Source organism: Methanosphaerula palustris E1-9c (assembly GCF_000021965.1).
Classification (GTDB): domain Archaea; phylum Halobacteriota; class Methanomicrobia; order Methanomicrobiales; family Methanospirillaceae; genus Methanosphaerula; species Methanosphaerula palustris.
On sequence record NC_011832.1, the window covers coordinates 976503 to 1002275 of the forward strand.

29 protein-coding genes are annotated in these 25773 nt (G+C 56.1%); 23 read left to right on the top strand and 6 right to left on the bottom strand.

Features of this window, described 5'->3' with window-relative positions; genetic code table 11:
• Nucleotides 1–38 precede the first annotated feature (38 nt).
• Nucleotides 39–1016 (bottom strand): glycosyltransferase family 4 protein, encoded by a 978-nt coding sequence (locus MPAL_RS04700; protein WP_012617612.1) that lies wholly within the window; start codon nucleotides 1014–1016, stop codon nucleotides 39–41.
• Nucleotides 1013–2362, bottom strand: a complete 1350-nt coding sequence (locus MPAL_RS04705; protein ID WP_012617613.1) for a protoporphyrinogen/coproporphyrinogen oxidase — start codon at nucleotides 2360–2362, stop codon at nucleotides 1013–1015. The genes MPAL_RS04700 and MPAL_RS04705 overlap by 4 nt, the downstream gene beginning before the upstream one ends.
• Before the next feature lie 73 nt (nucleotides 2363–2435).
• On the opposite strand from MPAL_RS04705, the gene MPAL_RS04710 reads away from it, so the two are divergent.
• Together MPAL_RS04710 and MPAL_RS04715 are read left to right on the top strand one after the other, a co-directional pair.
• On the top strand, nucleotides 2436–3026 hold the full coding sequence (locus MPAL_RS04710; protein ID WP_012617614.1) for a tetratricopeptide repeat protein: 591 nt from the start codon (nucleotides 2436–2438) through the stop codon (nucleotides 3024–3026).
• Nucleotides 3027–3249: 223 nt separating this feature from the next.
• Nucleotides 3250–3720 (top strand): hypothetical protein, encoded by a 471-nt coding sequence (locus MPAL_RS04715; RefSeq protein ID WP_048145189.1) that lies wholly within the window; start codon nucleotides 3250–3252, stop codon nucleotides 3718–3720.
• Here MPAL_RS04715 and proS read toward each other — a convergent pair.
• From proS to MPAL_RS04730, 3 genes are read right to left on the bottom strand one after another with little or no spacing between them, the layout of a single operon-like run.
• A complete protein-coding gene (proS, locus tag MPAL_RS04720) occupies nucleotides 3714–5153 on the bottom strand; it encodes a proline--tRNA ligase (protein ID WP_012617616.1) in 1440 nt (479 codons plus the stop codon). The two genes, MPAL_RS04715 and proS, sit on opposite strands and share 7 nt — an antisense overlap.
• Before the next feature lie 11 nt (nucleotides 5154–5164).
• Nucleotides 5165–5731 (bottom strand): stage II sporulation protein M, encoded by a 567-nt coding sequence (locus MPAL_RS04725; RefSeq protein WP_012617617.1) that lies wholly within the window; start codon nucleotides 5729–5731, stop codon nucleotides 5165–5167.
• A complete protein-coding gene (locus tag MPAL_RS04730) occupies nucleotides 5724–6569 on the bottom strand; it encodes a DUF63 family protein (RefSeq protein WP_012617618.1) in 846 nt (281 codons plus the stop codon). Before MPAL_RS04730 ends, MPAL_RS04725 begins: the two co-directional genes overlap by 8 nt.
• An 11-nt stretch (nucleotides 6570–6580) precedes the next feature.
• Here MPAL_RS04730 and MPAL_RS04735 point away from each other — a divergent pair, with 11 nt between their 5' ends.
• Both MPAL_RS04735 and MPAL_RS04740 read left to right on the top strand, forming a co-directional pair.
• Nucleotides 6581–7660, top strand: coding sequence for an NAD(P)-dependent glycerol-1-phosphate dehydrogenase (locus MPAL_RS04735; protein ID WP_012617619.1), 1080 nt, complete (start codon nucleotides 6581–6583; stop codon nucleotides 7658–7660).
• A 3-nt stretch (nucleotides 7661–7663) separates the two neighbouring features.
• A complete protein-coding gene (locus MPAL_RS04740) occupies nucleotides 7664–8110 on the top strand; it encodes a UPF0179 family protein (protein WP_012617620.1) in 447 nt (148 codons plus the stop codon).
• A gap of 42 nt (nucleotides 8111–8152) precedes the next feature.
• Here MPAL_RS04740 and MPAL_RS04745 read toward each other — a convergent pair whose 3' ends face one another.
• Nucleotides 8153–9031, bottom strand: a complete 879-nt coding sequence (locus MPAL_RS04745) for an ADP-ribosylglycohydrolase family protein (RefSeq protein ID WP_236610433.1) — start codon at nucleotides 9029–9031, stop codon at nucleotides 8153–8155.
• A 54-nt stretch (nucleotides 9032–9085) separates the two neighbouring features.
• On the opposite strand from MPAL_RS04745, the gene MPAL_RS04750 reads away from it, so the two are divergent.
• The 19 genes from MPAL_RS04750 to MPAL_RS04840 all read left to right on the top strand — a co-directional run bounded on the left by MPAL_RS04750 (nucleotide 9086) and on the right by MPAL_RS04840 (nucleotide 25767).
• A complete protein-coding gene (locus MPAL_RS04750) occupies nucleotides 9086–9352 on the top strand; it encodes a UPF0058 family protein (protein ID WP_083766991.1) in 267 nt (88 codons plus the stop codon).
• 8 nt (nucleotides 9353–9360) lie between these two features.
• A complete protein-coding gene (locus tag MPAL_RS04755; RefSeq protein ID WP_012617623.1) occupies nucleotides 9361–10941 on the top strand; it encodes a tRNA uridine(34) 5-carboxymethylaminomethyl modification radical SAM/GNAT enzyme Elp3 in 1581 nt (526 codons plus the stop codon).
• Nucleotides 10938–12074 carry a DNA primase catalytic subunit PriS gene (gene priS / locus MPAL_RS04760; RefSeq protein ID WP_012617624.1) on the top strand — a complete coding sequence of 379 codons (1137 nt, stop codon included), beginning with the start codon at nucleotides 10938–10940 and terminating at the stop codon, nucleotides 12072–12074. The genes MPAL_RS04755 and priS overlap by 4 nt, the downstream gene beginning before the upstream one ends.
• Nucleotides 12075–12713, top strand: a complete 639-nt coding sequence (locus MPAL_RS04765; RefSeq protein ID WP_012617625.1) for a hypothetical protein — start codon at nucleotides 12075–12077, stop codon at nucleotides 12711–12713.
• A gap of 36 nt (nucleotides 12714–12749) precedes the next feature.
• On the top strand, nucleotides 12750–13028 hold the full coding sequence (locus MPAL_RS04770; RefSeq protein ID WP_012617626.1) for a 50S ribosomal protein L44e: 279 nt from the start codon (nucleotides 12750–12752) through the stop codon (nucleotides 13026–13028).
• A gap of 4 nt (nucleotides 13029–13032) precedes the next feature.
• A complete protein-coding gene (locus MPAL_RS04775; RefSeq protein WP_012617627.1) occupies nucleotides 13033–13221 on the top strand; it encodes a 30S ribosomal protein S27e in 189 nt (62 codons plus the stop codon).
• A 7-nt stretch (nucleotides 13222–13228) separates the two neighbouring features.
• Nucleotides 13229–14014 (top strand): translation initiation factor IF-2 subunit alpha, encoded by a 786-nt coding sequence (locus tag MPAL_RS04780; RefSeq protein WP_012617628.1) that lies wholly within the window; start codon nucleotides 13229–13231, stop codon nucleotides 14012–14014.
• On the top strand, nucleotides 14014–14163 hold the full coding sequence (locus tag MPAL_RS15030; protein WP_012617629.1) for an RNA-protein complex protein Nop10: 150 nt from the start codon (nucleotides 14014–14016) through the stop codon (nucleotides 14161–14163). Before MPAL_RS04780 ends, MPAL_RS15030 begins: the two co-directional genes overlap by 1 nt.
• On the top strand, nucleotides 14163–14930 hold the full coding sequence (locus tag MPAL_RS04785) for a proteasome assembly chaperone family protein (protein ID WP_148208276.1): 768 nt from the start codon (nucleotides 14163–14165) through the stop codon (nucleotides 14928–14930). Before MPAL_RS15030 ends, MPAL_RS04785 begins: the two co-directional genes overlap by 1 nt.
• Nucleotides 14931–14935: 5 nt before the next feature.
• On the top strand, nucleotides 14936–16054 hold the full coding sequence (locus MPAL_RS04790) for an endonuclease Q family protein (RefSeq protein ID WP_012617631.1): 1119 nt from the start codon (nucleotides 14936–14938) through the stop codon (nucleotides 16052–16054).
• Nucleotides 16055–16095: 41 nt separating this feature from the next.
• Nucleotides 16096–16278, top strand: a complete 183-nt coding sequence (locus MPAL_RS04795; RefSeq protein WP_048145190.1) for a 4Fe-4S binding protein — start codon at nucleotides 16096–16098, stop codon at nucleotides 16276–16278.
• A complete protein-coding gene (locus tag MPAL_RS04800; RefSeq protein ID WP_012617633.1) occupies nucleotides 16262–17461 on the top strand; it encodes an NAD(P)/FAD-dependent oxidoreductase in 1200 nt (399 codons plus the stop codon). Before MPAL_RS04795 ends, MPAL_RS04800 begins: the two co-directional genes overlap by 17 nt.
• Nucleotides 17462–17492: 31 nt before the next feature.
• Nucleotides 17493–18152 carry a ribonuclease HII gene (gene rnhB / locus MPAL_RS04805; protein ID WP_012617634.1) on the top strand — a complete coding sequence of 220 codons (660 nt, stop codon included), beginning with the start codon at nucleotides 17493–17495 and terminating at the stop codon, nucleotides 18150–18152.
• Between the two features lie 51 nt (nucleotides 18153–18203).
• Nucleotides 18204–19583: a site-2 protease family protein gene (locus tag MPAL_RS04810; RefSeq protein ID WP_012617635.1), complete on the top strand. Its 1380-nt coding sequence runs from the start codon at nucleotides 18204–18206 to the stop codon at nucleotides 19581–19583.
• Nucleotides 19584–19685: 102 nt separating this feature from the next.
• Nucleotides 19686–19970 (top strand): SHOCT domain-containing protein, encoded by a 285-nt coding sequence (locus MPAL_RS04815; protein ID WP_012617636.1) that lies wholly within the window; start codon nucleotides 19686–19688, stop codon nucleotides 19968–19970.
• A 592-nt stretch (nucleotides 19971–20562) separates the two neighbouring features.
• The gene (locus tag MPAL_RS04825) at nucleotides 20563–22395 is read left to right on the top strand and encodes a methyl-accepting chemotaxis protein (protein WP_083766992.1); all 1833 of its coding nucleotides are present in this window, start codon (nucleotides 20563–20565) and stop codon (nucleotides 22393–22395) included.
• A gap of 34 nt (nucleotides 22396–22429) precedes the next feature.
• Nucleotides 22430–22948, top strand: a complete 519-nt coding sequence (locus tag MPAL_RS04830; protein WP_048145192.1) for a chemotaxis protein CheW — start codon at nucleotides 22430–22432, stop codon at nucleotides 22946–22948.
• 443 nt (nucleotides 22949–23391) lie between these two features.
• On the top strand, nucleotides 23392–25221 hold the full coding sequence (locus tag MPAL_RS14285; RefSeq protein WP_083766993.1) for a methyl-accepting chemotaxis protein: 1830 nt from the start codon (nucleotides 23392–23394) through the stop codon (nucleotides 25219–25221).
• A 9-nt stretch (nucleotides 25222–25230) separates the two neighbouring features.
• Complete coding sequence (locus tag MPAL_RS04840; protein ID WP_012617640.1) at nucleotides 25231–25767, top strand: chemotaxis protein CheW; 537 nt, start codon at nucleotides 25231–25233, stop codon at nucleotides 25765–25767.
• The last annotated feature ends 6 nt before the right edge of the window (nucleotides 25768–25773 follow it).

The following is a 25773-nucleotide window of genomic DNA, read 5'->3' on the forward strand; positions in this document are numbered from 1 at the left end:
TAGAACCGGCTTGCTGGATCTCCCCCTCTGGGGTAGTATCACTTTTCGACGAGTGATCGGTACAGGGCGAGATGCTGCTCTGCGATCGTCCTGAGGTCATGTTTTTCGGTCCATGCCCGGGAGGAGGCCCTGATGGTTCTGAGCTGCTGTTCGTCCTTGAGCCGGGTGTTCACGTCAGCCAGGTCCTTGAAGTACAGGACCTGGTCTCCGAAGATCTCCCGGAACTCGGGAATATCCCGGGCGATCACTGGCAGCCCGCTCGCAAGGGCCTCGAGAATCACCAGTCCGAATGTCTCCGCGTGCGATGGCATCAGGAAGAGATCGGCGCCGTTATAGGGATCGGCGATCTCGTCGACATACCCGGTGAAGATGACATTGTCCCCTGCATTTTCACTCATCTCCTTGATCCGCCGGTAATCCTTGGAGACCGGGCCATAGGGTAGTCCCCCGACCCAGACCCACCTGATATCCGGATGAGCCTTCGCCAGTGCGAGAAAGTCATAGATTCCCTTCCGCGGCGTCATCTGGGCTACGGTCAGGACCACCTTCTCATCGTCGCCGATATGGTAGTGTTCACGGAACCGTTCCCGCCGATCCTGGTCCGGGCGGAAGTAGGTCCTGTTCACTCCGTTCGGGATCAGCGTGGCCGGGACGTCCGGGGCCATCGTCAGCACCTCCTGGTGGCAGGACTCGGAGATCGTGATGATGTGATCGAACCGCTGGTAGATCTTCGGGTAGATTCTGTTGATGGTTTTATAAAAGGCGATGTTTCCGTTGTTGATCCGGGGAGTCGAGTGGGCTGTCAGCACCCGGACTCCGGTGGCCAGCTGGCAATGAGCCATGGCGAGGGGGCCGAAGGTGTGGTAATGGACCAGGTCTGCATTCCCGGGCATCCCCTTCCAGGTCATCTCCAGTTCCCCAGTGGCGACGAGCTCGCGATAGAGCATCTTTGCCACTGTCGCACAGCCGATGTATTTGAAGAAGAACATATCTTCGACGTAGAAGTCGACCTTCATGGATGCTTCTCCAGGAGGTCGAGGACGTGCCGGATGCAGCCGTCCATATTCAGGTACTCGAACTCGGCGAACCTTCCGACCAGTTCGATCCCTGCCCTGCTGCAGAACTCTCTAATCGTCGCGATATGTGCGGTATACTCCAGATCATAGATGACGTAGGCGTACTGCTCCCGCTCGACCCCGGTGAAGATCACCTGGTCGGCTCTGATCACGCCCATCGTATCCAGGGATCCGACCACGTGTTCGATCATCTGTTGATCGGACATGCCGGCCACCTCGTCCCCGTTCCGGTAGGTGATCTCGGCGAGCACTGAGGAGCATCCCGGTGGGGCCACCTCGCTGCTGTAGTTGGACGGAAATGAGATCCGGTTGAACCTGCCGACGGCCGGGTCTGGGATATATGCCCAGGAGTGGTCGGGGACCGCTCCTTTCACCCCGATATTCACGCAGCAGACCGAGTTGTACTGGAGTCGATCGCAGGCCTGCTGGACCGCAGGAGGGACATCTGCCAGGCAGGGGAGGAGGACCTGCAGTGGAATGGTCGCGATCAGCCGGTCCGCCCGGATAACCTCCTCCCCGTCGCTGATCTCCCAGCCGTTGTCATTGCGCCTGATCGACCTGACCGTAAATCCAGTCCTGATGCGGTCCCTGATCGGTTCTGCCATCGCCGTGACCAGCGCCTCGATCCCCCCGGCGGTCGGGTAACTGAAGATCGCCTGGTGGGTATACCCCTCGGTCTCGATCCCGATCGCCGACCTGATGATATCATCGACCGGCGGCCGTGGGATCCGTCCGTCCACCCAGTGACAGGACATCCGGTCGACGGGGTACTTCCAGATCTTCTCATTGTATGGGATCATGTAACAGTCGGCGATCCCCTGCCCGAACGTCGCCAGGATCCAGTCTTTAAAGGTAGCAGGCGGGGGAACCTCCCCCTTCTCGGAGGCGATCAGGGTTCTGATGAACTCGCTGATACAATAGTACAGATCCTCCTTCGGCAGGTCCGCGAGCCCGTTCTCGAATGGATACTTCAGATACTTCCCTTTATAGAAGATCTTGGTCGAACGATGACGGACAGAGCGGTTCTGACCGAGGATCGCGTGCATGAGTTCGAGCACCTGCTGGTCCCGGCTGAAGATGATATGGGAGCCGCCACGGTCGAAAGTAAACCCTTCTGCAGTGACCGAGCGACAGAGCCCTCCAATCCGGTCCTCCTTCTCCAGCACCACCACGGACTGTCCTTCTGCAGCCAGTAGACGTGCGAGCGTGACACCGGTGAGCCCTCCCCCCAGAATCGCTGTTTTCACAATTAATGGTTGGAGGGCTCGGTTAATATGGTTGACCATATCTCGGAGTCGAATGGCGGGATCAGACACTAATACTTGGAACGGCTAGAGTATCTCACTGGCAGGTGGATTGATGGATGGACATGGTGGGATCAAAAAAGATGAAGAAGAGCAGGTTCTGACCCCTGCAGCGTGCGAAGAGAAGGGGGAGTCGTTCCTCGACGAGGATGACTATATCGAAGCGCTCTTCTGGTATGACCGTGCAGCAGAACTGGCTCCCCTCTCTGCAAAGGGGCTGTTCGGCCGGGGATATGCGCTTCGGAAACTGGGGAGGCTGGTGGAGGCACTCGCCAGTTTTGATCAGGCCCTCCAGCTCGACCCTGAGTCGATCCCGGTGGAGGCCAATAGGGGATATGTTCTTCGGGAGCTCGGCCGGCTTTCCGAGGCGGTGGCCGCCTTTGATGCAGCCATCCTTGAGAACCCGGGACATATCAAGGCGATGACCGGTCGGGGAATGGCCCTGGTGGACCTGGGCCGGCTTGAAGAGGCACGGGATCAGTACCTTCAGGCGCTCAATCTGAACATGATGAACGCGTTCGTCTGGCATCAGTTGGGGATCGTCCGGCAGCTCCTCGGGGAGGAAGAGGCTGCCAGTGAGTGCTTCCAGAAGGCTGACTCTCTTGGGTATTATCGGGAGGGGGCTGGAAACCAGATTCCGATTTAAAATTGAGGAATTCGGCAAATCGCGAAGATGCTGGTTGCATTGACATAAAGTATTAAGTGCTGGTGGGACGAATATCAGAGCGCAAGCACATTGGTTGCAGCGGGTTGATGCAGACGTGATGGAGACAATTCTGACAATTATACCAGGACCGGGGTTCGTTTCATTCAGAATGGACGGGTACACAGCTACGGTCTTTGCATCTTCCAGAGTGGAGGTTTGAACCGTGGCTTCGCGGATGCATGCCCCCCATACCACCTGCCCGGGTTGCCGGGAGGAGGTCTTTCTCGACGAGTTGATCGGAGGACGGTGCCCGCTCTGCGGCTGTTCCTTCGAAGAAGATGAGGAAGGAACCGAGGAGTTCGATGAAGCGATCGAGCGGGCAGATCTTGCCTACCTGGTCTTTCACTACTTCCTCTTTAAGAAATTTGACCGGCTCGGTGTGGAACCGTTGCGGGTGCTCCAGATGATCACCCGGAACGAGGATCCCGGTACGGACTCTCCGGCAGCCTTTGAGAAGGTGAAGTACTCGTTCGAGGTGCCGATGAACCTGCTCGACCGGGTCCGGCCCAAGCGGTGCCATGACTGTGGAAAATTCTTCCTGCGTGGCGGAAAAAAAGTTGTATCAGGGACGCTCGTACGCCCGCAGCATACGACCAGATATCACTGTGATACCTGCTCTGGCAGGGGTCAGTAACTCCGCCCTATAAGGGTGGTGGTTCCGGCCCTGCCGCAGACCAGGCATCGTCCTTCTGTTTTTGAAACCAGTGACGACCGTACCTCGGTCCCGAGGACGCTGGCTTCGGTCTCCTCTTCGATCCGGTCGGCGCATGCCTTATCTCCACACCAGTGGACGATGGCCACCCCTTCTTCGATGGCCACCTTCAGGTCGTCCATCGTCTCGACCTGCTTCAGATGTGCAGCGAGGTGCTGGCCGCCGGTCGTGGCCAGGGTGTTTCTGACCTGTTCGAGCAGTGCCTGCACTCCCTCGATCAGGGATGCGGCAGGAATCGTGGACTTCTCCTTGGATCTGGTCACCGCCGTCACCACGCCGTTGTCCAGGTCACGGGGACCGAGTTCGACCCGCAGGGGAACCCCCCGCATCTCCCAGTGGTAATACTTGGCGCCCGGACGGATCTCACGTTCGTCCAGTTTCACCCGGAGGCCGGCCGCTTCCAGCTGATCCCGGATCGTCCTGGCTGCAGCGAGCACCTCGTCACGTCGTTTTCCGACGATGATCGGGACCACGACCACCTGCACCGGTGCGACCTCCGGCGGGAGGATCAGCCCTTTATCGTCGCCGTGCATGCTGATCAGGGCGGCGATACATCGTTCCGAGATCCCGTAACAGGTCTGATATGCCAGTTGCTGCTCTCCGTTCTGGTTCTCGTAGGTGATATCGAAGGTCCGTGAGAAGTGATCGCCGAGATGGTGGACCGTGCCGATCTGCAGGGTCTTGCCGTCCGGCATCACGGTGTCGACGGCCATTGTATAGTCCGCTCCGGGGAACTTGTCCCATTCGGGCCGGCGGGAGATCAGGATCGGTACGCAGAGGTGCTGGTAGAAGGTGGTGTACAGGGCCAGGGCGTCCTCGACCTGGGCGGCCGCCTCGTCCCAGGTCGCGTGGACGGTGTGAGCCTCCTTGAACGAGGTGATCTCGCGGAGCCGGATCAGCGGCCGGGTATGCTTGGTCTCATACCGGAACGTGTTCACGATCTGGTACAGTTTCAGCGGGAGGTCGGCATGCGACCTGACCCAGAGGGCGTACATCGGATAGATCGCCGTCTCGCTCGTCGGCCGGAGGGCCAGTTTCACATCGAGCTCGGTGAGCCCTCCATGGGTGACCCAGTAGACCTCCTCCTCGAACCCCTTGATGTGCTCGGCCTCCTTCATGAACTCCTGTTCCGGGATCAACAGCGGGAAGAGGGTCTCCTGGTGGTCTTTATCGAGCAGCTGGCGCAGGATCGCGTAGGTCAACTTTCTGATCGAGAACCCGAACGGAAACCAGACATAGACCCCTTTGACCGGGTACCGGACATCCATGATCTCGGCACGCCAGAGCAGGTCATTGTACCAGGCGCTGAACTCTTCTTTTGGCGGTAAGGCGGTAGTCTCTTCTTCGGTCTGCACGTTTCTCCCCTTTAACTGACTAAATGTATAATCTGAGGCGTAATAAAAGCCTCTACAAACGCCGCGACGACGATCAGCGGGACCACGACGGAGAGAAAAATGCGTCCGAGACGCCGGGTTGTATCCCCTGCATCCTCATTCCCGTGCCAGTCCCCGACCAGGGCGCCTGCCAGCATGAACCCGAGGGCTGCGGAGATCAGAAACGCCGGGATCTCAAAGATCCCATGCGGAAGGATCGCCGCTGCGACATACAGGACTCCCCGCTGCGACCTGACCATCTCCAGCACCGCTCCGATCAGCACCCCGTTGGCACCGAGCACGACCAGTGAGATGATGCCGGCCGTCACCCCGCCGAGGAAGAGGACCAGGCAGGCCACCAGGTTGTTGAGGAGGATCTTCAAACAGAGTATTCCTGTCTGATCGTTCATGATCTGTTTAACCACCTGGTCGCGGAACGCAGCAATCATGGAGGTGCCGATCGACGGGTCCAGCCTGACCATCACGATGCCGACGATGAATGAGGTGAAGAAGAGGGCAGCAGCAAAAATGATGTATCGATTCAGGGGCCGTTCAGACATAGAGGACCATCCTGATCATATCCCGAAGACCGGGGGCCAGTCCGACCACGATCATCGCAAAGACGACCAGGTGCCAGAACGCACTGGCTCCTTCCTTCCGATAGAGTTCCAGAATATAGATCCCCGGGATCAGGACGGCCAGCTTCAGCGGAAACATCACGAAACCGGTACCGGTTGCGGCGATCAGCGATGAACCCACCACGTGCTGCTCGACGTAGTGGAGGGGATGCAGGCTGATGCCATAACTGGTCGAACTGGCGTCGAGCAGGTGGCCGAGCAGGAGCAGCACATAGATCGGGTCCGAAGCAAACTCCCATTTGAGCACATAGCGGAGAAACGCCCAGACCAGGGTCGTGGTCGTGGCGGCCATCAGGAGAATGGTCAGCAGAACTCCGAAATCGATCCTGGTGACGGTCAGCCCGTACCAGCAGAGCACCGCACCGCTGATCAGACAGGCGATGATTCCGAGCCCTGCAAAGCCCCGATGGTAATCCTTGAGCAGCCCGTAGTGTTCGGCAAGCCTGGAGACGAAGAGGCAGGCTATCGTGAAGAAGAAGATGGTGAAGAAGATCAGCGGGGTCACGAGCAGGAACTGGAGATCCGATGTGATCATCCCGGTGTCCTGTATCACCCGAAGTAATGAACCGAGCACCACAAAGGGGAGCAACGAATAGATGAACGAACGATCGATGCTGATTTTGGTCCTGTTCAGCCACTGATAGATCAGGTACAGGGAGACGATCAATATCAGGGCATAGGTCAGGGTATCGACGATCGTATAGGCCCCTCCATACCGGATGGGATCGATGTAGTATTTGTATATGAACTCCCTAATCATCTCTGATCTTAATGAGTGCAGATGGTATAAAATTACTCAGGACCCCTGGTTTTGACAAATCCAAGTGGATGCAGCTCCCACGGGATGTCGTGATCGGGCACAATGCACTCGACCAGTTCCCGGCCGTCTGCCAGGACCTGAAGATCGGGAGATCGGTGATGCTCTTCGCCGGGAAGAGTACGATGCAGGTGGCTGGGAACCGGATCGAGGAACTGCTCGCACCATCCTTCGATATATCGACGTTCCTGGCAAGAGAACTGACCCCTGAATCGATGAAAGAGGGGGAGGAGGCCGCCTGTGGGGTCGATCTCATCATTGGGGTTGGGGGTGGACGGGTGATCGACACGGCCAAGATCGTGTCGTTCAACCTGGACCTGCCGTTCATCAGTGTTCCGACGGCCGCTTCGCACGACGGGATTGCATCAGGGCGGGCGTCCCTCCAGACCAGTGAAGGTTCGGCCTCACTGACTGCTCACCCCCCGCTCGGGGTTGTCGCAGATACCGGGATCATCGCGGCTGCCCCGCACCGTCTGCTCGCTGCTGGGTGTGCGGATATCATCTCCAACTACACAGCGATTCTTGACTGGGAACTCTCGAACCGACTTCGAGGGGAACCGATCAGCGAGTATGCGATCACCCTTTCGAGGATGACCGCTGAGATTCTGATGAAGAACGCTCCCATGATCCGGCCGCATCAGGAGGAGAGCGCCTGGATGGTGGTCAAGGCACTGGTCTCCTCAGGGGTCGCGATGGCGATCGCTGGATCGTCCCGCCCTGCTTCGGGCGGCGAGCACAAGTTCAGTCATGCCCTCGAACGGCTGGCACCAGGGAAGGCTCTTCATGGGGAGGCCTGCGGGATCGGGACGATCATCATGATGTATCTGCATGGCGGGGACTGGCGGGGGATCCGGACGGCGTTGCAGCAGATCGGTGCCCCGACAACCCCGGCCGAGCTGGGGATTCCTGATGAGGTGGCTGTTGCGGCCCTGATGATGGCAAAGACTATTCGTCCGGAACGCTTCAGTATACTTGACAGCGGTCTGACCGAGGAGTCTGCGACCGCACTCATCAGATTGTTGTATGGGGAGTAGGGAATGGCTGAGATAAAATCAAAGGTGACACTGATCGGTGCCATGCTGGCACGTCCAGGGCTTGAGTTCATCTATGAAGGGGAACTGCCGGCCTGTGAACAGTGCAAGGTCAGAAAGGCCTGTAACAACCTGAAGGTGGGCAGGAAATATCGGGTTCTCTCCATCAGGGCCACGGTGCACGGCTGCAGTGTGCATCTGAACGGGGCCTGTGCTGTCGAGATCGTCGAGTCCCCGATGGTCGGGTTGATCAAGGCCGACCTCGCGATAGCAAACTCGCGGATTCTCCCTGACCTGAGTTGTACCCAGAGTGAATGCAAGAGTTATCCGCTCTGCCACCCGGACGGGGTGGTCAGTGGAGAGCGGTACATGGTCAGCGAGGTGCTTGGTAATGCCCCGGATCACTGCGATAAGGGACGTTCGCTGAAACTGGTCGAACTCCTTCCTATCTGACGTTTCTCCCCTGACATTCAAACCCTCCTCTTTTGGATCATCTTACGGCTCTGCGATCAGGGTCAACTGGTCTGCGGTCCAGAGCAACTGGTTCAAACCCTGCAGTACCGATATCCAGCGGCCCGGAATCGCTGTGATCCCCCAGCAGGCGCCGGCCAGCGCTCCGCAGATCGCACCGATGGTGTCGGTGTCCCCGCCGATGCTGACCGCATGGACGACCGCATCCTCAAAAGACTCTGCCTCCAAAAAGAAGCGAAGGGCTGCATGTGTCGAGAGAAGGGCATCGAGGGCCGGCTCAGGCTGGTAATCCCGGTAATTTCCGAGCATCTCTGCAACCTCCGGCTCTCTGCAGCGGTCGCAGGCATGACGGTGGGCGGTTCGCCGATCAACCCCTCTGCAGAGGTCGCTGATCATCTGGTTTACAAACGCCGAACAGGCCCCGGGCACCGGGTCCGCGTGGGTCAATGCCGCGCAGAGCAGTGAGATCTCCTGCACCTGCCCGGAGTTGTACATCACCCCGATCGGCGGACCTCTCATCACAGCCCCATTGGACCGTGACCGTCGCCTCTTTCCGGCCTCAGCCGCTGCCTGCAGGGGTGATCTTCCGGCCAGGATCAGGTCGAAGACCAGCGAGGAGGTCGGACCGTAGAACTCCGGGTGCCGGCGGTAGCCTCTGATCATCCGGATCATCAGATCCTCTGCAGAGAATCCCCGGCAGGTGATCAGGGATTCGGCCACGGCGAGCATCTGCAGGGTATCGTCGGTCCACCCTCCCTTCACCCGATTATGCGGGCCTTCCCCCATCATTTCAGTCACCAGGCCCCGGGATGGGTATCCTTCAAAGGGCGCACCCAATGCATCCCCAATTGCAACGCCAACGACCGCTCCTCTCGCCGCATTCAGGTCGAATATAAAGATCACCGGTAACATATATCCCGTCGTGGAAAAAACTACTTGCTATTGAGAGGTGGTCATGTGCAGAAAGAGGAGTTACTTCATTTACATATGCTGATGGTCCATATCAAAAAATATTATGAGCATATTTCAGGCGAGTCAGTACCCACGGAACGGTACGAGGCGCTTGATGTCTCTCCTGTCCATATCCATAAGAATAAGAAATTGCATAAGGATGCGCTGCTGATCCTCGGTGAAGAGATCGTCTCACAGATCAGGTCCCATAAGGCACCGATTGTTGAATATTCGAGCGAGATGGTTGCTGAAACTGCTGCAATCGAACACTAACCCCCTGCATGGATAAAACTGAAATCTATCGGGAGATCCTCTCCCTCATCTCTTCTGAATCTGCAGATCCGTACCAAATCCTGCAGATCAAACGTGCAGTCTGTGGCCGCTATGAACTCCCGGAGGTGCCGAAGAACTCAGCGTTGCTCGCCGCAGCCCCTCCTGAAGAGTATGAACAGTTTCGGCGCCTGCTGCTGGTGAAACCGACCCGGACCCTCTCCGGGGTCGCACCGATCGCGGTGATGACCTCTCCCTCTCCCTGTCCGCATGGGAAGTGTCTCCCCTGTCCGGGGGGTCCGGACCATCCGTTCAAATCCCCGCAGAGTTACACGGGTGAAGAGCCGGCCGCAAAGCGGGCACGTGAGCATAACTACGACCCGTATAACCAGGTCTTGGCCCGGCTCGATCAGTTCAGGCTGCTTGGCCACCACGTCGACAAGGCAGAACTGATCGTGATGGGCGGTACGATGACCGCCCGGACCCCAGAGTACCAGGAGTCGTTCGTGGCAGCCTGTCTGCAGGCGATGAACGAGTCCGGGACCGGGGTTCGAAGAGAACTGCAGCCGCTGGAGACGGTTATGCAGGCGAACGAACGATCGGATGTCCGGTGCGTCGCCCTGACCTTTGAGACCCGGCCGGACTGGTCCAGACGGGAACATATCGACAGCATGCTCCGCCTCGGTGTCACCAAGGTTGAGCTTGGGGTTCAGCACCTGGACGACGAGATCCTCACCTTCAACCGTCGCGGCTGCACCGTCGCCGACATCGTGGAGGCGAACACGTCCCTCCGGGACGCCGGGATCAAGGTCGGGTTTCACATGATGCCGAACCTGCCCGGTTCGACGATTGAGAAGGACCGGGCGATGTTCCGGACCCTCTTCGACGATCCTCGATTCCGACCGGACTTCCTGAAACTGTATCCCACGCTGGTCACACCCTATTCAGAGATCGAAGACCTGCTGAACCGGGGAGGGTATGCGCCGTATGCAGAGGACGATCTGATCGACCTGATCGCCTACGCCAAGGAACTCCTCCCTGAGTACGTCCGCCTCCAGCGGGTCCAGCGGGACATTCCCGCCAAGCTGATCGTTGCCGGCTCCCACCACAGCAACTTCCGGCAGCTGGCAGAGGGCCGGCTGCACGCCGCCGGAAAACGGTGCCGGTGCATCCGTTGTCGCGAGATAGGCCGCTACCCGCCGCCCAAAGGTGCAGTGGCTGGGATCCAGACCCTGGCCTACGACTGTTGCGGAGGGCGGGAGTTCTTCATATCGGCGGTGGCTGGCGACTCGCTGATTGGGTTCCTCCGGCTGCGGTTTCCGGGGAATCCCTGGCGTGAGGAACTGGCAGATGCAGCTCTGGTTCGCGAGCTGCATGTCTATGGAATGGTCGTCCCGATCGGCGATGAGGCTGAGCCTGCCGAGTACCAGCACCGACAGTTCGGGGTGCAACTGCTCGCCGAGGCGGAACGCCTGGCCGGCGACGCCGGTTTCTCTTCGCTCGCTATCATGAGCGGGATCGGGGTGCGCCCCTACTACCAGAGACAGGGATATATGCGAACCGGCCCCTATATGGTAAAACGACTTGTATGAGACCAGCCACCCTTGAGTTCATCAAACAGCAGTTCACCGGTTATTATCAGCGGGTCTACCCGGTCACCCCTGATGCACTGCTGCAGCGGGAGTGGGGTTTCATCTTCTTTGATGCTGGCCGCGAGGTTCGGATGCGCAGGCATCTGGCCTTTGGGGAACGGCAGGAACTCACCGAATATCTGAAGACGATGGTTCCTGCGCATGTCTTCTACTCGTCGGCATACTACGAGTCTCCCGGCGCGCCGACGATGGCGGAGAAGGGATGGTCGGGGGCCGACCTGATCTTCGATCTCGATGCAGATCATATCATGCACGGTTCGTACCAGGCGATGCTGGCACGGGTCAAGGAGGAGGTGCAGAAGCTGCTGGCCGTCCTGACCGACGAACTGGGGTTTTCGGAGAAGTACTGCGAGGTGGTCTTCTCCGGCGGGCGCGGGTACCATATCCATGTGAACGACCTGGCGGTTCGTTCCTGGGGGAGTGCCGAACGGCGCGAGGTGGTCAACTATGTCTGCGGGATCGGTCTCGATCCCGGACTGCTGATCCGCGCTGGGACCGATCTGTCGACAGGCTGGCCCCGGCGGTACCTGGGCGCGCTGGACGGATATCTCGCCTGGTTGAAGGTAAAGAACCAGAAGGATGCCCTGCTCCATCTTTCGTCGATAAAGGGGGTTTCGCGAAGTTCTGCGGCAGGATTGCTCAAGTCCCTCGATCAGGTTCGTGCCACCATCGGGGGTGATCATCCGGAGAAGGTACTGGGCGACCGTGTCCTTCGGGCGGTCACGACGAATGATAACCCCGATTGGAAGAAGCGGTTGCAGGAGACCGGGGTGCAGGCCGATGAGCCGGTCACCACCGATATCAAGCGGCTGATCCGGATGCCGACCTCGCTCCATGGCGGGAGTGGTCTTCGGGTCGTTCCGCTCACCATCAGCGAAGTCCAGGAGTTCGATCCCCTGATCGATGCGGTCGTCTTTGGGGATCGGGACGTGCAGGTCACCGCTGAGAAGACGTTGACGGTGTCACTGCTGGGAAATACGTACGAGGTCAGTGCCGGTACACAGACGGTTCCTGAGGCCGTTGCCGTCTTCCTCTGCTGCAGAGGACTGGCCGAGATTGCAGAGGGGAGATAGATGGAACTGGAACTGGATGAGCTGCGCATAATTCTGCTTAAAGAACGGGAAAGCGGGAAACTGACCCAGATCCCGCCTGACCTCTATCAGAACGCCTCGGCGTCTCTGGCAGCGCTGATCAAGACTCTGTATGCCAGTGAGGACCGGTTCTTCTCTGTCCAGGCACAGTTGACGATGGAGGAGGTCAACAGCATTCGTGAGACGATACAGGACATCTTCCGGATGCGTGCTGAAAAGATCCTTCTCCTCGCGAATGCCGAGGCTGAGGGGGAGACGGCTGCTCGCGATGAGGTGAAGAAGATGCTCGTCTCTGAACGGCAGATGTATCGGGAGATCACCGAGTCCGTACAGGCCTGCAGGCGGGAACTGCTCGACGCCGCCAGCGACCCTGAGACCTTGGCATCCGGGCATTCCGGGATTGATGCGATGACCGAAGAAGGTCCCGGTTCTCTCTCCGGGGTGGCCGAAGATCGGCCATCCCTGGTGCTGGCGCGGATACTCGAGGATGTCGAGCCGTTTATGGCGGTTGATGGGAGGGTTTATAACCTCCTAAAAGAAGATCTGGTGACACTTCCTGAACAGAACGCAGAGGTTCTGCGCGAACGCAACATACTCTTAAGTATCGGGCTTCACAAATAATATTGCTGTTTGGAAGACAAGTGAGGGACTATATTCATGAAGATGCCAGGTAAATTCAAAACCTACTGCCCGTTCTGCAAGAATCACCAGATGCATGAGGTCGAGAAGGTTAAGAAGGGGAAGAGAAACGGGCTGCACTGGATTGACCGGCAGAAGGACCACAGAGGGAAGGTCGGAAATATGGGTAAGTATTCGAAGGTTCCTGGTGGCGACAAGCCGACCAAGAAGATCAATGTCAGGTACAGATGCCTGACCTGCGGGAAAGCCCACCTGCGCAAGGGATTCAGAGTAGCTAAATTCGAACTGACGGAGTGATCCTGTGGTACGACTATACAGAGAGAACAGATCAAAATTTTACCGGGTCAAGTGCCCTGACTGCGAGAATGAACAGATAATCTTTGAGAAGGCAAGCACCGTCGTAGACTGTGTTGTCTGTGGACATGTCCTTGCCGAACCGCGCGGTGGACGAGCCGCTCTCAAGGCAGAGATCCTGGCCGAACTTGAGTGATCAGATTATGCATGAGAGAGACTGGCCTGAAGAGGGAGAACTGGTCGTCTGCACCGTCGCGACAGTCAAGGACTTCGTCGCGTTTGTGCAGCTCGACGAGTATCACGGTCGAGAAGGCCTGATCCCGATCTCAGAGATTGCAACCGGGTGGATCAAGTACATCCGGGACCACATCTCTGAAGGGCAGAAGATCGTCTGCAAGGTTCTGCATGTCGATACCCAGAAAGGTCATATCGATCTCTCTCTCAAGGATGTCAACGATCATCAGCGGCGCGAAAAGATCTGTGAATGGAAGAATGAGCAGAAGGCACATAAATGGATCGAATTCGCTGCTGAGGCCTCCGGCGCTTCCATTGAGGAGATCGAGAACGCCCTGTACCATGAGTACGGCGTCCTCTTCGTCCCCTTTGAGGAGATGGTGACCAATGAGCCGTCGATCCGTGAGAAGGTCTCTCTCTCTAAAGAGATTCTCGATGCACTGATCGCCGTTGCCCATGAGAATGTGAAGATCCCGAAGGTCACGGTCAGCGGAGTGCTGCACCTGACCTCGACAAAGCCTGACGGAGTGAATGTGATCCGACGTGCTCTGCGCAGTGCAGAGCCGAAGATCCCCGACGTCGGCATCGATATCTTCTACATCGGCGCACCCAAGTACGGTATCAAGATCACGGCCCCCGATTACAAGACTGCACAGAAGGCGATCGACCGCGCAGCAGCAGCAGCGGTGGGTGTCGTCGAGCGTGCAGGTGGCGAGGCCAAGTTTGTGCGCAAGCAGAAGTCTGGTAAGGTCTGATGAAGGGCCGGATCAGGCGCTGTTCTGCTGATCACACCTATACGCTCGCTGCGCAGTGCCCGGTCTGTAAAGAACCGACCGAGACTGCGCATCCTGCCCGTTATTCCCCGGAAGATAGATACGGGCTATACCGTAGACTGGTGCGATGATGGAGCAGGTCACAGTAACTTTTTTTGGGGACCCTTTTAGGAATAACGACCGTGAGGTCACGGGTTCCGCGATTATGATCGAAGGACTTCCCGGGATCGGTCAGGTCGGCAAGGTGGTGGCAGATTATCTGATCGAGGAACTCCATGCCGAGAAGATTGCCGAGATCCATTCAATCTTCTTCCCTCCCCAGGTGATCCTTTTGGATGGCGGGACGGTCCGGCTGGTAGGGAATGAGGTCTATCGATACCGGACCGCAGAACAGCTGGTCTACTTCCTGGTCGGCGACTGTCAGAGCCTCTCAAACGAGGGGCACTACCTCCTTGCCGAGCAGTACTTGCAGATCGCAGCCCGTCTCGGAGTCACCAGGATCTATACGCTCGGTGGTTACGGAGTCGGCCACCTGGTCGACGAGCCGCGGGTGCTCTGCGCGGTTAATGATCCCGCACTCCGTGGGCCGGTCGAGGAGGCAGGCGGGATCTTCACCCGGGACGAGCCCGGGGGAGGTATCGTCGGCGCTGCCGGGCTGTTGCTCGGCCTCGGTGCCGGCCAGGGGATCGATGGAATCTGTCTGATGGGGGAGACCTCGGGATATCTGATCGATCCCAAGAGTGCCCATAACCTCCTCTCCCTGCTCTGCAGGGTCACCGGGCTGGTGGTGGATACGAGCCGGCTGCATGAACGGGCCGATGACCTGGAGCAGGTGCTCGCCGAGGTGCGTGAGAGCGAACAGGTCAGAACGAACGATGAGCTGCGGTACATTGGGTAACTGACATGCATCTCCGTGCCGATCTGCACATCCACTCGCCGTTCGCGCTGGCAGTCTCGAAGCATATGCTCCCCGAGCAACTGCTCGCTTCTTCAGCGATCAAGGGGATCCAGGTCATCGGGACCGGCGACGGTCTCCACCCGACCTGGCGTTCGCTCTGGCGTGAGCACCTCGTCAACCCGGAAGGTATCTGTGTGGTCCCGACCGCCGAGGTCGAGGGGCTGCACCGGATTCATCACCTGATCCTGATGGAGGACTTTGATCAGTGTGGTGCACTGCATGACCTGCTGAAGCCGTACAGCAGCAACATCGACCGGAACGGCCGGCCGCAGGTCAAACTGGATGGTGAGGAGATCGCTGCCCATGTTCATTCGGTGGGGGGTATGATCGGTCCTGCCCATGCATTCACCCCCTGGACCTCGCTCTTTGCAACCTATGATCATATCAGGGACTGCTATGGAGACGAGCCGATCGATCTCCTCGAACTCGGTCTCAGTGCCGATTCATCGTACGGGGCAGGGATCAGCGAACTGCGCCAGGTTCCGTTCCTCTCGAACTCCGATGCCCACTCCCCGCAGACCAACAAGTTCGGTCGTGAGTTCAACCTGCTCGATGTCAACGACCTGACCCCTCGGGCTGTCCTCTCTGCAATCAGGGAGCAGCGGATCCTGATGAATGCGGGGTTCTTTCCTGAGGAGGGGAAGTATAACCGGACGGCCTGTATCGAGTGCCTGCACCAGTACACGCTGGAGGAGGCGATCGCCCACCACTGGCGGTGTCCTGTTGACGGGGCACGCATCAAGAAGGGGGTTGCCGACCGTGCGCGTGAACTGACTGACGGTCCTTCGTCTCATCGTCCGCCCTACCTGCACCTGATCCCACTATCGGAGATTATCCAGCGGGTGCTCGGGACCGCCTCCCCCTCGGCAAAGAAGGTGCAACGTCTCTATAATGAGTTTATATCCCGGTTCGGGGACGAGATCACCGTGTTGATAGATACTCCAGAAGATGAGATCAGCATAATAAACCCTGCGGTCGGGGCGGCGGTGCAGGCTCTTCGGGCGGGGAAGGTCGAGCTGCACCCCGGTGGCGGCGGTTCGTACGGTTCTTTTTCCTTCCGATAATGAGTAAAGATTATTGGAGAAGCGCCACCAATATGATACCAATGCTCAAGATTCATCGCGATGTGTGTGGATATTGTGGGGCCTGCGTGTCGGTCTGTCCAGAAGGCGCCCTCGAACTGATCGATGCCTACCTGACGGTGGATGAGTCCTGCCGTACCTGTGGGATCTGCGTTAAGGCCTGCCCGCTCGGAGCCCTGGAGGTTATCAATGAAGACAGAGTATGATATCCTGATCATCGGGGCCGGTCCTGGTGGGGCTATGGCTGCGAAGACCGCAGCAGAAGAGGGGCTCTCGGTTCTTATGGTCGAGAAGCGGCCCGCGATCGGTACGCCGGTCAGATGTGCTGAGGGTGTCGGGAAGGAACTGCTCCATGAATTCATCGGGCCTGATCCCGCCTGGATCTCTGCAGATATCGAGCGAGCCACGATTGTCGGCCCGGATGGTACCTCGATGTCCCTTGAGGCACAGAGGGCCGGCAACGAGGTCGGGTATATCCTGGACCGGAAGGTCTTCGATCGTGCACTGGTCTGGCAGGCGGCCGAGGCCGGCGCCGAGGTACAGGTGAAGACCCGGGCGATCGCACCGATCCTTGAGAACGGTTTTGTCAGGGGAGCACGGCTGCAGGGGTATGGCACGACGACCGATGTCCGGGCCAAGGTCGTGATCGCGGCGGACGGAGTCGAGTCCAAGTTTGCCCGGTGGTGCGGTGTGGACACCGCGGTTCCAGTGAATGAGATTGAGACCTGTGCCCAGTACCTGCTGACCGATATCGATATCGATGAGTCGGCGACGGTCTTTTACCTGGGGAACGAGATCGCTCCCGAGGGCTATGCCTGGGTCTTCCCGAAGGGGAAGCGGACGGCGAATGTCGGGCTCGGAATCAGCGGGAAGAAGAATCTGCCCGGCAACCGACCGATCGACTATCTGAACCGGTTCGTCGAAAAGAACTTCCCGAACGGGAAGACGATCGAGTGTATCGTCGGCGGTGTTTCGGTCTGCACGCCGCTGGCCTCCACGGTCAGCGACGGTCTGATGATCGTCGGTGATGCGGCCAGGATCAGCGATCCGCTGACGGGTGGCGGCATCTACAACGCCATGTACTCGGGGAGGCTCGCAGCCCAGGTCGCGATTGAGTGTATCAAACGCGGCGACTGCAGCCGGGCAGCACTGGCTGCCTATGACCAGCAGTGGCGTGTGTCGGCGATGGGGAAGGCCCTGGACCGCAACTACAAGATCAAGGAGTACTTCATCAGACAGAGCGATGAGAAACTGAACGCACTGGCCCATTCGTTCAAGAAGATCAATATGGAGAAGTTCTCAACGCTCGAATTGATCAAGGAACTGATCAAACATAATCCAAAACTCCTCTTTGAACTGAAGACGCTGCGGGACTCACTCAACTCCTGATGCGTCTGAGGAGCAATATTCTTTTTTTGGTATGCTGATGCCGCTGATCTGTGGGGTCGACGAGGCCGGAAAAGGGGCCGTGCTCGGACCGATGGTGGTGGCCGGGGTCGCCAGCAGGGATGTCTCCGCTGTCGCAGCACTGGGTGTCAGGGACTCCAAGCAGTTGACCCGACTCAAACGGGAGGACCTCTATGATCAGATCAGATCGATCTGCACCACCACCGTCACCGTCCTCTCTGCTGCAGATATCGATCTGGCCCGTGAATCGGCGACGATGAACATGATCGTGGCCAGGGGGCATGCCGCTGTGATCAGCACTCTGACCCCCACGCTCGCCTATGTCGACGCCTGTGACGTAAATGCTGATCGGTACCGGGAGACGGTGACGGCCCTCCTCGAGCCGGCTGCTTCCTGTCAGGTGATCGCCGAGCACCGGGCGGACAGCACCTATCCGATCGTGGCCGCGGCCAGCATCATTGCCAAGGTCACCCGTGACCGCCTCGTCGATGCCCTGGCAGATGAGTGCGGTCAGATCGGGAGCGGGTATCCATCGGATCGGTACACCATTGCGTATCTATCTGATTATATCAGGCGCCATCATGCGCCACCTGCCTGTGCCAGAAAAAGTTGGAAAACGACCATTCATCTGCTCGAAGAGCGTGCGCAGCGTGATATTCGCTCATATTTATGAGACTGGTAGCAGCCAATAGTTTATGTAGTCTGCCCTCGAAATGACTAAAGAATGGAATGGCTTTCAGTCCTGATTCTTCTTGTCCTGCTGTATACGCTGATTTCAGTGTACGTTGTGTTGCATAATCGCGCCTACCAGCGGCAACTCTTAAAATCTGAAACGACGCAGGATGATCGGGCTGATGAGAAAGAACCTGGAGAAGAGACCGGCGATTGGATCTATGATCATATATCGTTCTTCGGTCCGATCATGGCTATCCGGACCCATAAAGTCGGAATATTCGATTTTTTTGCAAAATTCAGTCTCTTTTTTCGGATCTACGGAACGCTCGGCGTCCTGATGGTGATCCTGGTCTCGATCTTCTTCACGATCAGCCTCTTCCTCTCGCTCAGGTATACACTGACCTATAAACCGACACCGACTGGAATCTATGAGCCGCAGAACCTGTTGCTGATCCCGGGGGTGAACCAGTACGTTCCCGGAACGGTGGCTGTCTGGCTCGCTCTGGTGTTGACGCTGGCTATTCATGAGTTCGGGCACGGGATTCTCGCTCGGGTCGAACATATGAGGGTTCGGAGTGCCGGCCTCCTCCTCGCGGTGATCCCGATCGGTGCCTTCGTCGAACCGGATGAGCAGGACGTCGCAGCGGCGAAGGGGATGCCGAAGATCAGGATGTTCGGCGCCGGGATCACCAATAATCTGGTCTTTGGGCTGGCCTGTATCTTCCTGATGATCACGCTCTTCGGGATGGCGGCCCCGACAACCTCCCCGGTGATCTATGGCATCTATCAGGATTACCCTGCTCATCAGGCCGGGGTGCCGCAGGACTCGATCGTGACTGCGATCAACGGAACGCCGCTGTCGACCCGTGAGCAGGTGGCATTGTTTCTGAACGGGACGAGACCGGGTGATCCGATCACCCTCGAGGTACAGAAGGATGGGATCGTCTCCACCTATCCGATGACACTCGCGATGAAGCCTGGAACCAACAGCACTGACGGTCCGGGGTTCATGGGTGTCATATATTATGACGCTCCCGGGCTGGTCACTGCTGTCAAGGGGTCGTTCACCCCGATCGGACTGCTCAAGTACCTGGTGTTGCCCTTCGACCAGTCTGAGGAGGGACAGTTCCTGCGGGTCCTCGGTTTTGAGACCACGGACACCCAGTATTACTCCGCTCCCTTCCCCGGGTTCTGGGGTCTGATTCACCTCCTCTTCTGGAGTGGCTGGATCAGTATCAACGTTGGGATCTTCAACGCTCTCCCGATGGTTCCGCTCGATGGGGGCTACATCATGCAGGAGGGGATCCAGCGTATCTCTGCCCGGTTTAAACTTGAGCGTTTTGCGTCGTCCCTTGCAGCCGGCATCAGTGCCCTGGTGATGACCACGATGGTTGCATTGATCGCCCTCCCGTATCTGCTCCATCTCTAACCGATGCCCCCTCTCATATGAACCCCTTTTTTTACCAGGGTTGACCGGAGGATTCAACGAGCGAATCGGAAATCCCAAATCCAGAGTCTCCCTATATCATACATGGATGACCCGGCAGCGATCATTACGACGCGATATGCTCAGGGAGAGATCACGAAAGAGCAGTATGATGAGATGATCCGTACGGTCGGTTCCGCCCCGAAGGTCGGCACCGCCCAGAAGAAGAAGACTGATTACTCAAGTCTCTATAAACTGGTGATATTTCTTGTTCTGGTGGCAGTTATCTACTCTGGATTCTCCACAGGAATCCCCCATTTCTGGGTCATCGCCGTTGTTCTTGGGTGTCTCCTTGCCTTCGCCCTGAAGACGGGAGGGAAGATAGAATAGATCGGTTGTCTGATCAATAAATTTCAGGTGAATCTCAGCCATCTCTTCTTTTTTACCCACCAGTTATAGGTCCTGGAGATGTTCTTGAGAATGATTGAGGATCTCAATGTACTGCGTGGTGATGGTCGGAGCGGAGAATACGAACCTCTTATGATCATTACTCAGGGAACCCACCGTAAGGAACTGTTGTCGGTTCAGTGATCATAAGGAGAGTCTATGAGGCGATCAGATCCTTTCCCTTTTAGATACTGTCGACGGTTAATTTATCGGAACTTCTGATGCGGGTAATACCAAAAATTCAATAATCATTATGAATGAAGTATGTAAGAAAATATTGTTTCATCATCTCTAATATCGGTCCCATGTTAAAACGGTTTAAATACAAATTGTCAATTGAGGAGGAGAAAGAATCCTCCATAACCATTTTGAAAGATGAACCATTTTCAGGTTGCCGATTTCAAACCAATGAAGAAGCAATTGAGATACATTCACTTCTTGCTCTTGATTGGAATCGGGTGCCTGTGATGGTTTGTTCATACTGGATTGAATAAACATGGGTCAGTTAATTCGATCAACGTAGTGGGTGTAGCAGATGGCAGATCTTACTGATTATCAACAAATTTTTGCAAAAAGCCCCATGGCTCATGTTCTTCTCGATAAGGAACTGAAGATCGTGGATGGCAATGAGAGTTATTTCCAACTTGTCGGGTACACACGTGAGCGTGTTACCGGGATGCCTTTCTCCGATTACCGGACAACAGGAATGCTCAATTATATCAAGGAGACCGGCGGTACGCTCAAAGAGTCGTTTGATAAAAAGATTACCATCAGCGGACAGACCAAGATGGGATCTCCTACCGGGGTGTACGATCTCATTCGGACGTATGTTCCGATCCTCGATGAACATGGCGATATAAAATATATCTATATTGCAAATTTTGATATCACCGAAACCGTCAGACTGGGTGAGGAAGCGGTCGACAGGGCTGTTTATTACGAGTCGATTCTGGATGCAATTCAGAATCCTGTCACGGTGACCGACCTTGAGGGGAAAATGACGTTTGTCAATAAGGCCGTCGAAGATCAGCTCAAAACGCCTCGGAAGGAACTCATTGGTAAGCCCTGTAACAAACGGGGAGGGAGTACCTGCACGACCGATCAGTGTGGTATCACCCGGCTGAAGCAGGGGTTCACCACCACCAGCGTCGAGCAGGATGGTGGATTCTTCACCTTCGATTGTTCATATATCCAGAACGCAAAGGGTGAGAACGTTGGGCATGTCGAAGTGATCTCGGATGTTACAGCACTCACCGAAACACAGAATTATATTGAGACCGAGATCGCAGAACTCTCAACACGGTACGAATTGATGGCTGCGGGCGATCTCACGATCCGCTATGACCTGACAGAACCCGATGATCAGACCAGAATCATCCATGATCACCTGGAGAAACTCCATAGTGCGGTCCGTTCTACGATCACCAGCCTTCAAAAGAATATCGGTGATGTCAACAAAGAGATGATCGACCTGACCACCACGGCAGACAACGCGAACAACAGTATTCTGGATGCGAGTAAAGGGCTCCAGCAGGTGGCTAAAAATGCCGGCAATGTCTGTTCTGATGCAGAGAAGGCTTCTGATGGCGTTGAACAGATCTCGAAGGCGATGCAGGACATGAGTGCTGCCGTTGAAGAGATCACCTCGAGCATGGAATCGGTCTCAGTTCTCTCCCAGGAGACGAATGTTCTCTCCCGGAAGGGTGCAGAACTGGCCGGCAAAACAGAGAAGAGCATGGTGGAGATCACGAGTTCATCTGCAAAGGTGTTCGATATCGTCACTGATGTTGAAAAGCAGATGGGTGAGATCTCCAAGATCGTCGTTCTCATTCGCGACCTCGCCAACCAGACCAACCTGCTCGCACTGAATGCAGCGATCGAAGCGGCCCGAGCCGGGGATGCCGGTCGCGGATTCGCCGTGGTCGCCACCGAGGTGAAGTCCCTCGCCCAGGAATCCCGGAACTCGGCAGAGCGCATTGAGGAGATGATCGGTAACCTGAAGAAGAATACCCAGCATGCCTCCACTGCGATGGGGGAGGCGAAGGGTACTGTTGAACAGGGCTCACAGATGGTCACCGAGACGCTGCAGTCCTTCAATCAGATCGCACTAGAGGTCGGAAAGATCGCTAAGAGTGTGTCAGAAGTGGCAGCTGCGACCGAGGAACAGGCTGCGACGACGGAGGAGGTCACCGCCAGTATCACGGAAGTCGCCCGTTTGGTGGACCAGACTGCACGGGAGGCCGGTGATGCAGCGGCGGCCACTGAAGAGTCCACTGCTTCCCTTGATGAAATCACCCGGATGGTTGGTGAAGTGAATAAAGTCGCAGTCAACGCAATGGAAGCAAACAAGAGATTTAAGGTGGACTAGGGGGTGTGCACGTTCTATGACGGGTGATTTAGGGATGGCAGAGCCGGGATCCAGGGGTACGGTCGCTTCTGTTGGGAAGAAACGGGAGAGTATCCAGGTGGTCGAGTTTGTTCTGGGAAAGGAACACTATGCCATCGATCTGTTCGATGTGAAAGAGGTGGTCGAGTACACCTCGATCACCAGACTTCCCAATGTTCAGGATTATATCACTGGAATCATCGATCTTCGAGGGGAGATCACAACCATCATCGATCTCAAACACCGGCTCAACATCAGTGAAACCAGTATGGTCACGACTGAATCCTCACGGATCATCGTCCTCGATGATCGGATGACGCGATCAAAGGTTGGAATCCTTGTCGACGATGTCTCCTCGGTCTCGACATTCGAGGGAGACCTGGTCGACTATACCTCGGCATCGGTGAACCGGGAGGATACCACGATCATCGGAATTATTAAGCGTAAGGTGAGGGTCAGAGACAGGGAGACGACAGAACTGATCATCTGGATCGATATCAAGGCGTTGCTGCGGGATATCATGTCCATAACCTGATGGATACCTGCAACCGCCTCGGATGTCTGATCGTTTATAGAATCAATCGGGTGGAACTCTAAACCCTCTCTTTTTTCATCTCCCCAAGTGGAGATCTCCCTATACCTGTTCGTTCTCCGATCCTGGTAATCGCGGTCTCGATATTAAAATTGCATTTGTGTATATATTTATTATATTTGTTTTCTATTGATTTAATTATAATATTATTGGGTTCAACGATATCCAGTGGACTGCATTGTCATCTATGTTCATTGGTGGGGGGAAAAATAGTGAAAGATCTGTCTTTAAAGATGAGGTCCTGACTCAACAAACAACCGTTAATTGAAAATACATTATGTATTGCCGTTTTACAATGATTCAATAGTTTTTGTGGAAAATTACTGAACCAGCATTATTGGAAACTGAACCGATTCCGGATTGAAGAAGATGGACGGGTGTAACAGATGGTAGAATGTACTGATTATCAACAGATATTTGCAAAAAGCCCCATGGCTCATGTCCTTCTCGATAAGGAACAGAGGATTGTCGACGGCAATGAGAGTTATTTCAACCTGGTGGGCTACAGCCGGGAGCGTGTCACAGGCATGCCCTTCTCAGATTACCGGACTAAAGGAATGCTCACCTATACCAACGAGACCGGCGGTTCGCTCAAAGAGTCGATTGAGAAGAAGAAAAAGATCAGCGGACAGACGACGATGGGATCTCCGACCGGGGTGTACCATCTCATACGGACCTATGTTCCAATCCTCGATGAACACGATGAAATAAAATATATTTATATTGCAAATTTTGATATCTCTGAAACCGTCAGACTGGGTGAGGAGGCTGTTGATAAGGCTGTATTCTATGAATCGATTCTGGATACCATCAAAACCCCGATTATAGTCTCTGACCTCGACAGTAAATGGACGTTTGCCAACAAGGCCGTTGAAGATATAATTAAAAAGCCCCGTAAGGATCTGATCGGCAGGCAATGTAGCACCTGGGGTGCGTCCATCTGCAATACCGATCAGTGTGGTATCGCCCGTCTGAAGAGAGGGTTCACCTCCACCGAATTCGAACAGGCAGGCGGTTTCTTCAGGGCGGATTGTACGTATATCCATAATAAGAACGGAGAGAACATCGGACATGTCGAGCTGGTCACTGATGACCGGCTCTCAAGGGCACAGAACTATGTCGAAACCGAGGTTGCAGCACTGGCAAAATGCTATGAGATGATGGCTGCGGGCGATCTGACGGTTCGCTACGAGATGGCGGAACCTGATGTTCAGACCAGAGTGATACACGATCATCTGGAAAAACTTCAGTATGCAGTTCGTTCTACGATCACCAGCCTTCGTCAGAATATCAGTAATGTCAACAAGCAGATGGTCGATCTGACCACCACAGCAGACAACGCGAACAACAGTATTCTGGATGCGAGTAAAGGGCTCCAGCAGGTGGCTAAAAATGCCGGCAATGTCTGTTCTGATGCAGAGAAGGCTTCTGATGGCGTTGAACAGATCTCGAAGGCGATGCAGGACATGAGTGCTGCCGTTGAAGAGATCACCTCGAGCATGGAATCGGTCTCAGTTCTCTCCCAGGAGACGAATGTTCTCTCCCGGAAGGGTGCAGAACTGGCCGGCAAAACAGAGAAGAGCATGGTGGAGATCACGAGTTCATCTGCAAAGGTGTTCGATATCGTCACCGATGTTGAAAAGCAGATGGGTGAGATCTCCAAGATCGTCGTTCTCATTCGCGACCTCGCCAACCAGACCAACCTGCTCGCACTGAATGCAGCGATCGAAGCGGCCCGAGCCGGGGATGCCGGTCGTGGATTCGCCGTGGTCGCCACCGAGGTGAAGTCGCTCGCCCAGGAATCCCGGAACTCGGCAGAGCGCATTGAGGAGATGATCAGCAACCTGAAGAAGAATACCCAGCATGCCTCCACTGCGATGGGGGAGGCGAAGGGTACTGTTGAACAGGGCTCACAGATGGTCACCGAGACGCTGCAGTCCTTCAATCAGATCGCACTAGAGGTCGGAAAGATCGCTAAGAGTGTGTCAGAAGTGGCAGCTGCGACCGAGGAACAGGCTGCGACGACGGAGGAGGTCACCGCCAGTATCACGGAAGTCGCCCGTCTGGTGGATCTGACTGCACAGGAGGCAGGTGATGCAGCAGCGGCCACTGAAGAGTCCACTGCTTCCCTTGATGAAATCACCCGGATGGTTGGAGCGGTGAATAACGTCGCCGTCACTGCGATGGAAGCGAACAAGAGATTCAAAGTGGCGTAGAGAGATTGTATGGCGCTCGGGTCAGAGGTGTTTGAGGCTCAATCCAGAAGTACGGTCACATCGAACGGAGAGAAACGGGAGAGTATCCAGGTTGTCGAGTTTGTCCTGGGAAAGGAACACTATGCTATCGACCTGTTCGATGTGAAAGAGGTGGTCGAATACACCTCGATCACCAGACTTCCCAACACGCCTGCTTATATCCAGGGGATCATCGACCTTCGGGGTGAGATCACCACGATCCTCGATCTCAAGCACCGGCTCTCTATCAGTGAAACCGGAATGATTGCTGACGAAGCATCGCGGATCATCGTGCTCGACGACGGGATGGCCCGATCGAAGGTTGGGATCCTCGTCGATGACGTCACCTCGGTCTCGACGTTCGAGGCGAATCAGGTTGATCATGTCTCGACATCGATGAGCCGTGAGGAGACCGCGATCATCGACATTCTTAAACGAACGGTGAAACTCGCGGATAAGGAGACGACAGAACTGATCATCTGGATCGATATCCGGGCGTTGCTGCGTGACATCATGATCATTACCTGATGCTCT

Excerpts from the sequence above, each read along its gene's own strand:
- MPAL_RS04700 (WP_012617612.1), bottom strand. The coding sequence starts at position 1,016 with ATGAAGGTCGACTTCTACGTCGAAGATATGTTCTTCTTCAAATACATC.
- MPAL_RS04705 (WP_012617613.1), bottom strand. The coding sequence starts at position 2,362 with ATGGTCAACCATATTAACCGAGCCCTCCAACCATTAATTGTGAAAACA.
- MPAL_RS04710 (WP_012617614.1), top strand. The coding sequence starts at position 2,436 with ATGGATGGACATGGTGGGATCAAAAAAGATGAAGAAGAGCAGGTTCTG.
- MPAL_RS04725 (WP_012617617.1), bottom strand. The coding sequence starts at position 5,731 with ATGTCTGAACGGCCCCTGAATCGATACATCATTTTTGCTGCTGCCCTC.
- MPAL_RS04730 (WP_012617618.1), bottom strand. The coding sequence starts at position 6,569 with ATGATTAGGGAGTTCATATACAAATACTACATCGATCCCATCCGGTAT.
- MPAL_RS04735 (WP_012617619.1), top strand. The coding sequence starts at position 6,581 with ATGAGTGCAGATGGTATAAAATTACTCAGGACCCCTGGTTTTGACAAA.
- MPAL_RS04740 (WP_012617620.1), top strand. The coding sequence starts at position 7,664 with ATGGCTGAGATAAAATCAAAGGTGACACTGATCGGTGCCATGCTGGCA.
- MPAL_RS04755 (WP_012617623.1), top strand. The coding sequence starts at position 9,361 with ATGGATAAAACTGAAATCTATCGGGAGATCCTCTCCCTCATCTCTTCT.
- priS (WP_012617624.1), top strand. The coding sequence starts at position 10,938 with ATGAGACCAGCCACCCTTGAGTTCATCAAACAGCAGTTCACCGGTTAT.
- MPAL_RS04765 (WP_012617625.1), top strand. The coding sequence starts at position 12,075 with ATGGAACTGGAACTGGATGAGCTGCGCATAATTCTGCTTAAAGAACGG.
- MPAL_RS04770 (WP_012617626.1), top strand. The coding sequence starts at position 12,750 with ATGAAGATGCCAGGTAAATTCAAAACCTACTGCCCGTTCTGCAAGAAT.
- MPAL_RS04780 (WP_012617628.1), top strand. The coding sequence starts at position 13,229 with ATGCATGAGAGAGACTGGCCTGAAGAGGGAGAACTGGTCGTCTGCACC.
- MPAL_RS15030 (WP_012617629.1), top strand. The coding sequence starts at position 14,014 with ATGAAGGGCCGGATCAGGCGCTGTTCTGCTGATCACACCTATACGCTC.
- MPAL_RS04785 (WP_148208276.1), top strand. The coding sequence starts at position 14,163 with ATGGAGCAGGTCACAGTAACTTTTTTTGGGGACCCTTTTAGGAATAAC.
- MPAL_RS04790 (WP_012617631.1), top strand. The coding sequence starts at position 14,936 with ATGCATCTCCGTGCCGATCTGCACATCCACTCGCCGTTCGCGCTGGCA.
- MPAL_RS04795 (WP_048145190.1), top strand. The coding sequence starts at position 16,096 with ATGCTCAAGATTCATCGCGATGTGTGTGGATATTGTGGGGCCTGCGTG.
- MPAL_RS04800 (WP_012617633.1), top strand. The coding sequence starts at position 16,262 with ATGAAGACAGAGTATGATATCCTGATCATCGGGGCCGGTCCTGGTGGG.
- rnhB (WP_012617634.1), top strand. The coding sequence starts at position 17,493 with ATGCTGATGCCGCTGATCTGTGGGGTCGACGAGGCCGGAAAAGGGGCC.
- MPAL_RS04810 (WP_012617635.1), top strand. The coding sequence starts at position 18,204 with ATGGAATGGCTTTCAGTCCTGATTCTTCTTGTCCTGCTGTATACGCTG.
- MPAL_RS04815 (WP_012617636.1), top strand. The coding sequence starts at position 19,686 with ATGGATGACCCGGCAGCGATCATTACGACGCGATATGCTCAGGGAGAG.
- MPAL_RS04825 (WP_083766992.1), top strand. The coding sequence starts at position 20,563 with ATGGCAGATCTTACTGATTATCAACAAATTTTTGCAAAAAGCCCCATG.
- MPAL_RS04830 (WP_048145192.1), top strand. The coding sequence starts at position 22,430 with ATGGCAGAGCCGGGATCCAGGGGTACGGTCGCTTCTGTTGGGAAGAAA.
- MPAL_RS14285 (WP_083766993.1), top strand. The coding sequence starts at position 23,392 with ATGGTAGAATGTACTGATTATCAACAGATATTTGCAAAAAGCCCCATG.
- MPAL_RS04840 (WP_012617640.1), top strand. The coding sequence starts at position 25,231 with ATGGCGCTCGGGTCAGAGGTGTTTGAGGCTCAATCCAGAAGTACGGTC.